Raw genomic sequence first — 13149 nt, 5'->3', positions numbered from 1 at the left:
GTGCTATCGGGATGGAAACGTCAGTACATCTTTCTCAGCCCCGCGGTAGACCTTAACCTGATGACCGTCGCCGGAGAGGCCGTTATAGATGCTGGTGCTTTGCGAGAGCGTCGTGACCCGCGGCGCCGTATCCTGGCGGCGATCGTCCTGTTCGTCCGGCGTCGAGCTGCGTAAAGCCAGATGCAGCATGCCGACCTCTTTCGCCACCGCCAGCACCTCGGCCTGTTCCGGCGTGACCTCCACCGTGACCGTTTGGTAGCTCACCGCGCGCGGCCGGTTGTTGCCGGCGTTTGCGCGGCTGCGGCCCGACGTCTCTTCAGCGCTGTCTTCCAGCACCACATCCTGCCGGGGACGAACGTCGGTATCGGTTTGATTATTCAGCGCCAGAACACGCAAATCGCGCACGATGGTTTGCGACGCCAGCAGCGGTAACGCGACCGTTTGCGTACTGCTCGCCGGCTGGCCCGGCTGGTCGTCTTTTTTCAGGCTGAGGATGATGTCTACCCGGTCGCCGGCCGCCACCAGACCCGCGTTGCTGGCTACCGCATTGGTAGGAATCGAGATGGCGCGCATGCCTTTACGCAATACCGCGGCGACAAAACCCGGTTCATTCGGCTTGACCACCACATTGCTGGTTAACGGCGTTCCCTCGGCAACCGTCTCGCGCAGCGTGGCGCCCAGCAATAGCGTTTGGCTGTCTTTGCCGCGGATAAAATTGAACGTGCGTGAAACCGGCTCTGTAGTGACCTGCCAGCGCAGCGAGGATGAATCAAGGAAATCACCGGGATGGAGATCTTTGGCGGCCACCAGCACCGCGGCCTGTTCCGGCGCTTTTGCCGCGATCGGCGCCGCCGGCGGAGGGGATGACAAATGACTGCGCACCATCAGCGCCACAATCCCTGCCAGGATCAACGCCCCTGACAGTACGTATGTAGAGTTAACTTTCATTCAATTTGCCTACCTAAGCCGTGCGCGTCTTAACAACAGCGACAGAATTAAAACAAGGGAAAAATCAGGACGTACGTCGCACCGAATGCAATCGCCAGCCCGTAAGGGATGCCCTGCGACAGATTGGCCGGCAACGCGGGCGGCATGGGTAACCGGCTTTTAAACATCCGGTTGGTTATCTGGATCCCCATCGCAACCGCGGTCGGTACGGTATTGAGTAAAGGCAACCCCAGCGCCAGCACGCCGCCGGCCAGTGCGGTGATCATGACAAAAACGATCTGATGTCCATGCCCCACCCATAGGCATAAAACGCTCATCAGCTTGACGTCGCCGGCGCCGAGCCTGCCGGTGAGAAAAAGCAGGAAACCGACAATCAGCACCACCGCCGCGCCCGGCAACGCCCACAGCGCAAGCTGTAGCTTCGGCTTGTCGAACGCGCCGGATTGCAGAACGTCCAGCGCGCTGAAGGCCAGCCAGCCCGCCAGTAAGATCACTATCGCCTGATTAGGGATCTTGCGCGCCAGCAAGTCGCTACAGACGCACCACAACAGACATCCGGCCAGCAATGCCGTTTGCAGCCAGTGCGTGTAAGACGCGGCCACTGAACTTATTTCGCCGTTCCCGACGCGGAGCTGCTGGTGCCGGCGCCGGTGATCTGATCGGCGATTTCACGGAATTTCTCATTCAGCGCCTGCACAAAAATACCGTCGCTGCCGAAAATAGCGCCGATCGCCGCCGCCATCGCCGCCGCCAGAATGCCGTATTCGATTGCCGTCACACCGCTTTCATCGCGCAGGAAAGCGCGCAGTTTGGTTTTCATATTATTCATGGGGAAGGTCTCTTATCCGCTGCCAAAGGAATCATGGCGATTAACGGGGGCCATGATGCTAACAGGGCTAATAATGAGACTTATTATCAAGAACGACAAGAAGCAGAACATTAATATTAATTAATCTTTTAACGCGAAAGATTAATCATATAAATCAATGGGTAATATAAAGTCACAGCAAGTGCAATGTTAATGAATTCACGGTTTTTTACCGGGGAATAATACGAATTTAACAACGCTTGAGGCATAAATAGACCGTCAATCCCGGATTAGCAGACTCAAGACAGAGTGTGCCGCCGTGTAGGTCGGTGATCGCTTTCACCAATGACAGGCCCAGCCCATAACCGGACTGCTGCGGCTTGGCCTCCAGCCGCTGAAAACGCTGGAGCGCCTTCTGATGCTGCACCGCCGGAATACCCGGCCCCCGGTCGGCGACGCTCAGCGCGATCCAGCCCTGATAGAGCTTCACCCCCAGGGTGATCTCTTTGCCCTGCGCGGCATACTTCAGCGCATTTTCCACCAGGTTGGCCAGCGCCTGGAACAACAGCGCCCGATCGGCAAACAGCTGGATGCCGGCCTTAATCTCTATCAGAAAACGACAGCCGCGCTCTTCCGCCAGCGGCTGATAGTATTCGATAACGTCTTCCAGCAGTTGCCGCGCTTCAATCTGTTCGAACTGATGGATACAGCGCCCGCTCTCAATTTCCCCAATCCGCATCACCGTGCGGAACAGTCCGAGAACGTTATGGACCTCGCCCACCGCCAGGTTCAGTTCGTCGCGGATATCGGCATCCAGACCGGCGCGCTCGGTCAGGTTGAATAACCGGTTTTGCAGGTGGGTTAGCGGCGTGCGCAGCTCGTGGGCGATATGGCTGGAGGTGCTGCGCACCTGCTCCATCAGGCGTTCAATGCGCTCCAGGTTCTGGTTGATATCCGCGCTCAGGCTGTCGAAGTCATCGCCATAGGGGGAGAGCGGCATTCTGACCTGCTGTTCGCCGGTGCTGTAACGATGCAAAGCCGAACGGATCTGCTCCACGCTGCGTAAACTTCGCAGGCTGAAATGCCGGCTGACCAACAGACAGAACAACAGCACGACGAACAATCCGGCGCCGGCCACCAGCGGGATCGTCCTGACCCGCTCCAGCATCGGCCGGATATTATAGGCGGTAAATAACACGCCGCCGTCATTCAACATGACGGACAGGCCGATCAGATTAGGGTCGTTTTTACTGGAAAGGATATCTTTCAGGCATGCGACGTCCATCTTGCAGCGGGTGCTGTGCGGATTTTTCAGCGGATGGTTGTTATAGAGGATATCGCCGCTTTTATCCATCACCAGAAATAGCGGCAATTCATCATTGCCGGCCAAATTATCCTGACGAAGCTGCGCAATCAGGCTGTCGGCGTCGGTTAAACGCGACTGCGCGGAATAATCATAAATATTGCCCAGAATAACTTCGCGGACATGCGTGCGGATTAAGGTTTCACTGAGTGAACTGAAGCCGATAATACTCATCAGCATCATTAATAAGAATAAAAAAACAATGGTTATCGCTTGCCTGAAATTAGCCGTACAGACAAAGCCAGGGTATTGGCTTGCCCCGACTAACTGCCAGTGTTTTATTTTTATTTGCCAGCGCAGACCCAGCTTCTTTATTTTTATTTTATTCAGTGTAGCTGCCGACATCCGTTCTATCCTTATCAACAGAACCTAATGCATACCCCATCGCCCTCAGGGTTTTAATTAATGGCCGCGGGAAACCCTTATCGATTTTTGCCCGCAGTTTCGACATATGCACATCAATTAAATTGGTCTGCGGATCAAAATGATAGCCCCATACCCGCTCCAGCAGCATGGTGCGGGTAATGGCCTGACCGGGATTTTCCATTAAAATAATCAATAACTTAATTTCTTTATCGGTCAGTTCGATACGCTGACCGCCGCGCCAGGCGACCCGTTGCAGGCGGTCAAGCTGCAAATCTTCAAACGTCAGAACAGCGGCGTTATCCGCATGACGTTTGCCGCGCCGCGCCATAATATCGAGACGCAACCTTAATTCATTAAAATTAAACGGTTTGCCAAGATAATCTTCCGCGCCCAGTTCTAATCCCATCACCCGATCGACATCTCTGTCCAATGCGGAAAGCAACATAATCGGCGGGTGACGCGACCCCTGTAATTCACGCAATACGGTAAAGCCGTCCATAATCGGCAGCATTCTATCCAGCAGCACGACATCATAGACTTCATCTTTTATTGCTTTTAAGGCATGCGCGCCATCGTGAACCATACGGCAGGAATGGCCATGTGAATGTAATTTAGACCCTAACCAATGGCACAATACGGAATCGTCATCAACCACCAGTACACGCATTTTTTTCCCCTGCTAAACGTCGCTATTCACATATTTTAATTATGGGTAATACCCATTTATTATTTCAGTCGGCCATAACAAGCCGCGATATTTCCCCACGCCAGCCGCAAACGGCAGGGGCTGAAAGTATCATCTTCGTATTATTAGCCAGATAATAACAATCATTATCATTTAGTGACAAGACATTTACAATCGAACAGGGCGTTTTGAATGTAAGGATTGAGCAAAGAGCCCCACCGCCAAAGCGATGGGGACGATCGGGAAAGAAAAAAACAGCGGACGGCGGACGTGACGATCCGCCTTATTTACTCGTTCTCGCTCAGTACCGCCTCCAGCAGATCCAGCTCCCGCAACATTTTTTGCAGCGTTTCGTTGCTGATTTGCTGAGTGGCGCGGAGATGATATAGCTCGGCGCGCTCTGAATTCAGCGCCGTCAGCCGAAAACGGCGCTCCAGATTCTCAATCATCAGGCTGTGTTCGATATCGCTCTGCCCCGCCACCTGCCGACGTAAGTTGCCGACCACCCGGGCGCTGACCTCTTTCAGTACCTGCTCGTCAATATTTTCTTCACGATCGGCGGCCAGACGCTCCTCCATCTTATGCAGACTGGTAATCGCCGCTTCGGCCGCGGCGCTGCGCGCCATCCTTTCCTCTTTGAGGTAGACCGCTTTATCCGCCACCACAATCCCGCGCAACAGCAGCGGCAGCGCCAATACGCCGCACAGCAGAGAAAACAGGATGACGCCCGTGGCGATGAACACCAGCTGATAGCGTGACGGGAAAGCCGTGCCGTCGGTCAGCAATAAAGGAATGGAAAGCACGCCGGCCAGCGTGATGGCGCCGCGTACGCCGGCGAAAGAGGATATCCATAATTCGCGCGTCGTGAATTCGGCGAATACCATTGGTTTCTTTTTCCGGATATGCAGACTGTATCTTTTCATCATCCAGAGCCAGCCAAAACGCAGAAATAACAGCGCCGCGTAAATGACCACGATATCGGTAAACAGCATCCAGGTTTCCACCGTCGGATCCAGCTCCGCCTGGGTGATGGAGGTATCCAGAATGCCCGGCAACTGTAAACCCAGCATGATGAACACCATGCCGTTAAACACAAACTCCAGCATCGACCAGACGCTGTTCGCTCGCAGGCGCATCGTCAATGGCGCATTGCGGATGATGCCGGACTGGCCGATGGTCATCCCGGAGGCGACCGCCGCCAGAATGCCGGAAACGCCGATGTGCTCGGCGATCAGATAGGCGGCGAAAGGCAACAGCAGCAGCAACACGATTTGCGTTGCGGCGTCATTGCCGCTCCAGCGGCTGATAATGCGCAATGATTTACTGTACAGCCAGGTCACCGCCACGCCGGCCAGCAACCCGCCCAATGCGACTTTAATAAACGCCAGCGTGGCGCCGGAAACGCTGAACACCATGGTGCCCATGGCGACGGCGACGGCGAACTTCAGCGACACCAGACCGGATGCATCGTTCATTAATGCTTCGCCCTGTAGGATCCCCATCAGTTTCTTCGGGATACGATCCTCGCCGACAATACCGGAAAGCGCCACGGCGTCGGTGGGCGACAACACGGCAGCCAGCGCGAAAGCGGCAATCAGCGGCATGCCGGGTACCATCCAGTAGATGAAGTACCCCACCCCCACCACGGTAATCAATACCAAAATCAGCGCCAGGCTAATAATCTCGCGCCCGTGCTTGAGAAATTCACGCGTCGGCGTCTTCCAGCCGTCGGCAAACAGCAGCGGCGGAATAAACAGCACCATAAACAGCTCGGGATTGAAATCAACGTGCAAACCAAACTGCGGTACGGCAAGGATGGCGCCGACGGCAATCTGCATTAATGGGAGAGGTATCTGAAAAGGTAGAATTCGGGTAACCACCCCTGATAGAGAAACCACCAAGGTCAAAATAAGAATAGTAAAAAAGATTTCCATGCTTTCCTTAGACTCTCTCCTGCAACATTAAAAATCGGCTTAAGGCCTATCCCAGCCCAGAGGGCGTTATTGGCAGCCAGTTTGGACGCGGACAGCGCCCAAACGGCAAGTGAAATCGTCCTGATGGGAAAACGCTTAACCGCCGCCAGTCCCATGAGACGCTACTGAATATTTAACGTATCTATTCTGTCACTAAAATGAACGTCTGAGAGGAAAATTTTATATTTTTCGTATTTTCCCATAGCCAACTTCAACTGATGACCAATGGAAGCGCCGCGCGCCATAAAAAGATGATGAACCAGGGGGAAAACGCGCGCCCAACGCGGCGTTAAAGTACGCCGGCAAAGCGTTCGGACGGGAGGAGACGCGGCGATAACCGCAGACGGGATATGGCAGACGTCCGGGGAGCGCCGCCCCCCGGATTCGAAGCGGCTTACAGCGCCCAGCCGCCGGCGTAGAACACCACCAGCGCAATCGCGATAAGCACGGTGCCGATATTCAGCTTGCGCCATTCGCCGGAGAAAACGCGCCCCAGCACCAGCGAACCGAATCCCAGCATAATGCCGGTCACGATGTTGCAGGTCAGCACGATAAACACCGCACAAACCAGACCTGACATCGCATCGACGAAATCGTCAAAATTCAGTTTGGTCACATTGCCCAGCATCAGCAAACCGACATACATCAGCGCCGGCGCCGTCGCATAGCCGGGTACCAGATAAGACAATGGGGACAGGAACAGAATCAGCAGGAACAGTACGCCGACGACGGTTGCGGTCAGACCGGTTTTACCGCCGGCGGCCGTACCCGCGGCGGATTCGATATAGACCGCCGCCGGCGATGTTCCGACCAGACTGGAAACAATGCTGCTGACGGAGTCGGACGTCAGGGCCTTGCCGCCATTGACGATTTGTCCGTCTTTATCCAGCAGATTAGCCTGACCGGCAACCGCGCGGATCGTGCCGGTCGCATCAAATACCGCCGTCATCACCAGCGCCAACACGCTGGGCAGCACGACCGGCTGCAACGCGCCCAGAATATCCAGACTGAAAATCAGAGAAGTGCCGTTTTCGTCGCTCAGACTCGGCCAGGCAAACCAGCCCTGATATTTCACATTCGGATCGAAGATCAGGCCGATAATGGAAATGGCGACGATCACCAGCAAAATGCCGCCCGGAACGCGACGCTTTTCCAACCCGATGGTGGCCGCCAACCCCAGCAACGCCATGATAACCGGGAAAGAAGTAAAGTCGCCCAGCGCCACCGGCAAACCATCAATCGGGTTTTTAATCACCAGACCGATGCCGTTGGCGGCAATAATCAGTAAAAACAAACCGATACCGATTCCGGTGCCGTGCGCCACCCCAAGCGGGAGATTGCGCAGGATCCAGGTACGGATCCCGGTGGCGGAAATGAGGGTGAACAAAACCCCCATCAGGAAAATCGCCCCCAACGCCACCGGAATGCTAATCTGCTGACCCAATACCAGACTAAATGCCGTGAAGGCGGTCAGAGAAATCGCACAACCGATAGCCATCGGCAGGTTCGCCCACAGCCCCATCAGCAGTGAACCCAATCCGGCGACCAGACAGGTTGCGACGAAGACGGCTGCCGGCGGAAAGCCCGCCTTGCCCAACATGCCCGGAACGACAATCACCGAGTAGACCATGGCCAGAAATGTGGTTAGCCCGGCCAGGACTTCCTGACGGACGTTGCTGCCACGCTGGGTTATTTTAAAAAATGCATCAAGCGCGCCATGCGGACGTGCCGCATCATCAGCCTGACGAGTGGTATTTGACATGCTGTTATCCCCTGAAATGCCATTATTATTAAGGTAAATCGTAGGCTGTTCGCCCAGTCTTGCGCTGAGTATGCGTCAGTACCGCCGACACCCCCTGAACCCCGAGATTATGCACGCAAACGATTACCCCGTTCGCTGCAAAAAAGCAAAGTTTTGCCGAATTATTCGAAGCCTTTGATTATCCTGCTTCCCCGGCGTCCATTTCAACTGATCAGCAAGACTATTTACCTATCGCCAACGGCGAAATGAGGTTTACCGCGCGCCATTATCCGCTCAGCGTAAAATGGCTGCCCTCGGGCAGCCATTTTAGATGGTTGAGTAACTGAGCGAGGAAATCAAAACGGCAGGAAGGGAATAGAAGAAGAAAAATTTGACCGTTCGACGCGCATTTCAAACTTTACCCAACAAAATCATTATTCCGATCAGGCATATAGCGAGACTTCCCCGCTCGGTCGCGTTTTAAAGCGGCGATGCAGCCAAAGGTATTGCTCAGGCGCGCGCATGATCTCTTTTTCCACCACCTTATTCATATAGCAGGCGGCTTCATGCTCGTCGTGGTAGGGGTAATCCTGTAATTCAGGCTGAATCACCAGCTTATACCCGGAAGCCCGCGGCTTACGGATTAAGACGATGGTGATCATTGACGGCTTCGCCAGGCGGGCAATCGTAAAGGTGCCGCTGGTGGTCGCCGCATTTTTCACGGCAAAGAACGGGGCGAAAATGCTGCCTTTCGGACCATAGTCCTGATCGGGAGCAAACCATACCACCTCTCCGCGTTTCAGCGCATGCACCATGCCGCGCAGATCCCGACGCTCGATCATCGCCTTGTTGGAACGCGAGCGGCCCCAGGTTTGCACCAACTCCATCACTTTATTGTTGTGGGGACGGTACATCGCCATCATCGGCTGACACAGCCCCATCGCCCTGCCGCCCAGCTCCAGCGACATAAAGTGAATGCCAATCGCCATCACGCCCTGCCCTTTGGCACACGCCTGCTGCAAATTATCCAGTCCCGATACATCAAACCAATGGCGAACGCGGCGATCCGACCAAAACCAGGCCATCCCCGTTTCCACCAGCGCCATCCCCAGTGAAGAGAAGTTATTGACGATCATCGCCTCTCGCTCTTCAACTGAGATATTGGGAAAACACAGTTCAAGATTACGCCGGGCGATGGACACCCTGCGTTTTAGAAAAAGTCGGGAAAAACGGCCGGCGCTACTGCCGATTTTCATCAGTAACGGATAAGGCAGTTGAACCAACAGGAATAGAACGCCTAAACCAAACCAGGTGAACCAGTAACGCGGATGGAGTAACGATCGGGTAAATTTTTGTTTAATTTTCATGAGACTCGTCTGTCAGTGACCATAGTGCGTATCGCATAAAGCATCGCTCCGTCGCGCTACAACAACTGTGACACTGCTTATCGTATATAGTTGCCATGCTGTACGAAATTCGATTTAACCGTCTTAATCCCCGAGCTAAAAACAGGCAGGGAGGGCTGGTTATGGAGGGGGTCAAAAGAAGTGAACGAATCCTACCGGCCGTCGGTAACCGTGCCGGACATCATACCCGATTCATTACAGGGAGAGGAGTAGTAACGATAGAAATAATTAAGCCCCTCAGAATCTCTGCGGGGCTTATGCATAATCAGGTATTTTCAGCGATGAGAGTTAAACGCAGACGAAGAACGCCGGAGCCATCATCATCGGCCGAAGACCTTTAGATTACGCTGACATTAACTGCTGATGGGCCTTTCTGGCCGCTTTCAACGCTGAACTCAACCTTCTGGCCTTCGTCCAGGCTTTTGTAATCGTTACCCTGGCCTTGAATGGCGGAGAAGTGAACGAAAACATCTTTGCTGCCGTCAGTCGGGGTGATGAAACCAAAACCTTTGCCAGCGTCAAACCATTTTACCAATCCAGTCATTTTATTAGACATAGAAAATTTCCTTTATATATTTAGATAGCCACTATAGGGCGGAGATGGTCTGTCACAGTGATTACTTATGGGCACTTATAAGAAGGAAATTCGTCGGATAAGAGACTGGGTGCATCGCTTGAACTAGGAACCGCTTAATTACAATGTCTTTCATAAATAGGTCTGTATTCCAGGCCGATGACTCATTAACGCACGAATGAATTTTTATAGCAAGACTTTATTTCTGACAAGTTCAAAAAGCGCCGTGAGGAGAAACAACCTTAGGTTAAATTTATTTAGAACGCCGGATAGAAAAGACGCGAAATCCACTCATGCTGATGATAAACATCACTTTCTCTCCCGATATCCTTTTTCCCGTCATTCACCATCGTCGGCATCATTTCCGCGGTCGGCGGCAAATGATGTTATGATGACCAATTAGAAAAGTCGGAGAGCTTCAATGAATATTCATAATTTATCCTGGTATCCGGCGCAACGTTCACGCGTCGAGCGAATTATCGGCCAGGCCGTAATCTCGGTTTGCCAACAAGAGCGTCCAATCAATGCCAGAACGCTACTCGATTTAATGTATGTGCAACTCAGCGCAATGGGAAAAAAAGAAGACCGGGAAGGCATGATGACCGCGATATCCATTTTGGAAAACAATCAGAATGCGCACGCCAAGGAATAGCCACGTTTTTCACCGGGATCGACATAAACCTCGCGCATTGACGGCTAATATAAAATAAGAAAATCGAATAAATAAAATCGTAAGCACCCCGCTTAAATGGGCATAATTGTTGCAATGTCTCCGCCAACAAATCACTAAACCCCCAATCACCTGGCCATTGAAACGGCCGGGCGCAAAATCCGCCATAAGCGCGCATCAACAATTCATTGTTATATAAAAATCGATAATCGATACATCACATTCTGTATAAGCGCATAGGAAATAACTGAAAGTACTACATACAGTAGGTGATTCAACTTGCAAAAAATTGAATGTTGCTGAATATGAATGGTAGTGAAAAATATCTCTAAACCTTCCAAAAAACTGTGAAGCAAGTCACCAGGCTTGCTTGCGGCCAGCGGAATAATACTTTTTTATTCAATTTTTTTGTCCATTCTTTGCAAATTCACGGCGATCTTTTTTTTCTAGCCCGATCAAAGGATTGACCTATCAAACAGCTAAAATCGATCGGAAAATCAATCAGTTTTACAGGTAAATATATTTATATTGATCAGTTTTATAGATCGATCAATAATGGTCGAAACTGGCCACCCCAGGGAATCGCGATGACTGCTAATTCAATATCATGCGCTAGGCGGCACTATGTTATAGAACCGATTTACAGTTGTCAGAATCGGATATTCGCAATGGAGCTGCTTACCCGATTTAACGATGAGGGGCCATGCTCGGAAAAACGCATTCAGCAAATGAGTCGCGCTGAAAAACAAGCGTTACTTATGGACCAATTGGAATCTATCACCCAAAAACAACGTTACTTTATTGAAAATAATATACGTTTATCGATAAACATCGATTTCACCATGGCGATGTTTTTATCCCAGGATCGGGAAGCCAGAAACTTGACAGACCACTTACCCTTTATTTGCCTGGAGATAGGCGAAAGTTTTCCTAATCTCAATGACGGGAAACGCAATCCATTACTTGCAACGCTCTATGAGCGCTACCCGCTTTGGCTGGAAGGCTTCGGCAGCGGAAACTCCAATATTTACGCCGTCAGTCAATCAACCTTTGACTATGTTAAGTTGGATAAGATTTTCTACTGGGAAATGATAAGAAGCCGAAAAGTCTATACATTATCCGTACTAGTGGAAAACATTAAAAAATACTGTCATGGCATCATTATTGAAGGAGTGCAAACCCACTCAGAATATTATCTGTTAAAAAACTGCGGCATAGAAGGAATACAGGGGTATATCTACCCTACCTATACACTTGACACTCTACCGATATTAAAAAAATGAGCGAATTAATCATATTATCAGTATTGGCGTTAATCGTTGCCTATGCATTCATCAGGCACTATATAAATAGTGCTCATAATCGGTTATTTACAAAAAAGAAATTAAAAAAAACGAAAAGATAGCGCCTACCTTGTTATAACAATGACAGAATCGAAGATCTGCATCCGCAAGGGCTGAATAAAGCCGTCCCCTCCATAGATTAGCTCTCAAACATCATAGATTCCGACCTTATGGATGACAAAAATGTCGCCTGAAAAATGGCATACATCTTGCTTACGGCATGTAATAACTAATAATTAGCTCACTAATTATTAGTTATTACATGCATTTGGGCAAGGGACGCATAAAAGTGTCGTGGTAAATCGCGCAACATGACAGTATAATGAAAAAATCTTCGATTTTGTTAATTATATACTGATAAACAATACTTTCTTGCATATGACTAATGTTCTTCGATTACTTCAAACCCTGCGTTATTTCAAAACATCCTCACGGTCAGGCCTATCAAAACAACTATATCGATCGGTAAATCAATAATTTTAATCAATCGATAATTGCCATATTGATCAGTTTTACTGATCGATCAATAATATGCCATAAATTCTTAACCTGGAAACTATGCCAATGGTAGATTCAATACTAGATATAGATGATAGGAGGCACTACGTTGCCAAGCCTGTCTATAATTTCCAGCAAAAGATGTTCGCCGTAGAACTACTGGCAAGATATAAAAATAGAGGGCTAAGCTCGACGAAACACAGCCAACAGATGAGCCCATCAGAAAAACAAAACTTACTGATAGATCAACTGGAATGTATTTCGGCAAAACAGTCATACTTCATTGATAACAACGTGCTGGTAACGATAGACATCGATTTTGTCATGGCCGTATTTCTGTTGCAGAATCAGTACGCTAGTGATTTGCTTGATGGCCTGCCGTTCACCCATCTGAAAATAAATGAGATATTCCCCAATCTCAATGACGGAAAACGCAACCCGCTTCTGGCAAAGCTTTATGAACGCTATCCACTCTGGTTGGATGACATGGGCAAAGGCGACGCCAATCTCTATGCCGTGAGTCAATCTATTTTCAGCTATATTAAATTAGATAAGAATTTCTATTATGAGATGATGAAATGCAAAGAAGACTATATCTTCTTATCATTGATCGGAAATATAAAGAAATTCTGCAACGGCATTATCGTTGAGGGCGTACAGGATTACTCGGAGCATGCGTATTTAAAACGCTGCGGGATCGATGGCATGCAAGGACGGCTTTATCCAACATATCGACTTGAAAATCTACCCGCATTATCCGAATAGGCATAGCAA

The 13149-nt window shown here is 50.6% G+C and carries 12 protein-coding genes; 3 read left to right on the top strand and 9 right to left on the bottom strand.

The genetic code is table 11. The features are described 5' to 3' along the window. Nucleotides 1–3 precede the first annotated feature (3 nt). From cpaB to cspA, 9 genes are all read right to left on the bottom strand, one after another. The gene (cpaB, locus tag ABRZ28_RS10830; protein WP_319604226.1) at nt 4–948 is read right to left on the bottom strand and encodes a Flp pilus assembly protein CpaB; all 945 of its coding nucleotides are present in this window, start codon (nt 946–948) and stop codon (nt 4–6) included. A 47-nt stretch (nt 949–995) separates the two neighbouring features. Beyond that, complete coding sequence (locus ABRZ28_RS10825) at nt 996–1550, bottom strand: A24 family peptidase (RefSeq protein ID WP_319604225.1); 555 nt, start codon at nt 1548–1550, stop codon at nt 996–998. Between the two features lie 5 nt (nt 1551–1555). Next, the gene (locus tag ABRZ28_RS10820; protein ID WP_319604224.1) at nt 1556–1777 is read right to left on the bottom strand and encodes a Flp family type IVb pilin; all 222 of its coding nucleotides are present in this window, start codon (nt 1775–1777) and stop codon (nt 1556–1558) included. A 229-nt stretch (nt 1778–2006) separates the two neighbouring features. Next, a complete protein-coding gene (locus ABRZ28_RS10815) occupies nt 2007–3464 on the bottom strand; it encodes a sensor histidine kinase (RefSeq protein ID WP_319604223.1) in 1458 nt (485 codons plus the stop codon). Beyond that, nucleotides 3442–4152: a response regulator transcription factor gene (locus ABRZ28_RS10810; protein WP_319604222.1), complete on the bottom strand. Its 711-nt coding sequence runs from the start codon at nt 4150–4152 to the stop codon at nt 3442–3444. Before ABRZ28_RS10810 ends, ABRZ28_RS10815 begins: the two co-directional genes overlap by 23 nt. A 305-nt stretch (nt 4153–4457) precedes the next feature. After that, a complete protein-coding gene (locus ABRZ28_RS10805) occupies nt 4458–6104 on the bottom strand; it encodes a Na+/H+ antiporter (protein ID WP_319604221.1) in 1647 nt (548 codons plus the stop codon). A gap of 433 nt (nt 6105–6537) precedes the next feature. Further along, nucleotides 6538–7905, bottom strand: a complete 1368-nt coding sequence (locus tag ABRZ28_RS10800) for an NCS2 family permease (RefSeq protein WP_330520245.1) — start codon at nt 7903–7905, stop codon at nt 6538–6540. A 422-nt stretch (nt 7906–8327) separates the two neighbouring features. Beyond that, nucleotides 8328–9251: a kdo(2)-lipid IV(A) palmitoleoyltransferase gene (gene lpxP / locus ABRZ28_RS10795; RefSeq protein ID WP_319604219.1), complete on the bottom strand. Its 924-nt coding sequence runs from the start codon at nt 9249–9251 to the stop codon at nt 8328–8330. A gap of 376 nt (nt 9252–9627) precedes the next feature. Next, on the bottom strand, nt 9628–9846 hold the full coding sequence (gene cspA / locus ABRZ28_RS10790; protein ID WP_009114380.1) for an RNA chaperone/antiterminator CspA: 219 nt from the start codon (nt 9844–9846) through the stop codon (nt 9628–9630). Between the two features lie 439 nt (nt 9847–10285). Here cspA and ABRZ28_RS10785 point away from each other — a divergent pair, with 439 nt between their 5' ends. The 3 genes from ABRZ28_RS10785 to ABRZ28_RS10775 all read left to right on the top strand — a co-directional run bounded on the left by ABRZ28_RS10785 (nt 10286) and on the right by ABRZ28_RS10775 (nt 13140). After that, a complete protein-coding gene (locus tag ABRZ28_RS10785; protein ID WP_319604218.1) occupies nt 10286–10516 on the top strand; it encodes a YnaE/YdfK family cold shock protein in 231 nt (76 codons plus the stop codon). A gap of 605 nt (nt 10517–11121) precedes the next feature. Further along, nucleotides 11122–11817: an EAL domain-containing protein gene (locus tag ABRZ28_RS10780; RefSeq protein ID WP_319604217.1), complete on the top strand. Its 696-nt coding sequence runs from the start codon at nt 11122–11124 to the stop codon at nt 11815–11817. Nucleotides 11818–12441: 624 nt separating this feature from the next. Then, nucleotides 12442–13140 carry an EAL domain-containing protein gene (locus ABRZ28_RS10775; protein WP_330520244.1) on the top strand — a complete coding sequence of 233 codons (699 nt, stop codon included), beginning with the start codon at nt 12442–12444 and terminating at the stop codon, nt 13138–13140. Nucleotides 13141–13149: the final 9 nt, after the last annotated feature.

The organism is Brenneria sp. g21c3 (assembly GCF_040240345.1).
Taxonomy (GTDB): Bacteria; Pseudomonadota; Gammaproteobacteria; order Enterobacterales; family Enterobacteriaceae; genus Brenneria.
The sequence above is the reverse complement of the archived record's forward strand: the minus strand, read 5'-3'. Positions and strand labels throughout refer to the sequence as shown.

Coding starts and splice junctions, on each gene's coding strand:
- cspA (WP_009114380.1), bottom strand. CDS start 9,846: ATGTCTAATAAAATGACTGGATTGGTAAAATGGTTTGACGCTGGCAAA.
- ABRZ28_RS10820 (WP_319604224.1), bottom strand. CDS start 1,777: ATGAATAATATGAAAACCAAACTGCGCGCTTTCCTGCGCGATGAAAGC.
- ABRZ28_RS10800 (WP_330520245.1), bottom strand. CDS start 7,905: ATGTCAAATACCACTCGTCAGGCTGATGATGCGGCACGTCCGCATGGC.
- ABRZ28_RS10815 (WP_319604223.1), bottom strand. CDS start 3,464: ATGTCGGCAGCTACACTGAATAAAATAAAAATAAAGAAGCTGGGTCTG.
- ABRZ28_RS10785 (WP_319604218.1), top strand. CDS start 10,286: ATGAATATTCATAATTTATCCTGGTATCCGGCGCAACGTTCACGCGTC.
- ABRZ28_RS10775 (WP_330520244.1), top strand. CDS start 12,442: ATGGTAGATTCAATACTAGATATAGATGATAGGAGGCACTACGTTGCC.
- ABRZ28_RS10780 (WP_319604217.1), top strand. CDS start 11,122: ATGACTGCTAATTCAATATCATGCGCTAGGCGGCACTATGTTATAGAA.
- ABRZ28_RS10810 (WP_319604222.1), bottom strand. CDS start 4,152: ATGCGTGTACTGGTGGTTGATGACGATTCCGTATTGTGCCATTGGTTA.
- lpxP (WP_319604219.1), bottom strand. CDS start 9,251: ATGAAAATTAAACAAAAATTTACCCGATCGTTACTCCATCCGCGTTAC.
- ABRZ28_RS10805 (WP_319604221.1), bottom strand. CDS start 6,104: ATGGAAATCTTTTTTACTATTCTTATTTTGACCTTGGTGGTTTCTCTA.
- cpaB (WP_319604226.1), bottom strand. CDS start 948: ATGAAAGTTAACTCTACATACGTACTGTCAGGGGCGTTGATCCTGGCA.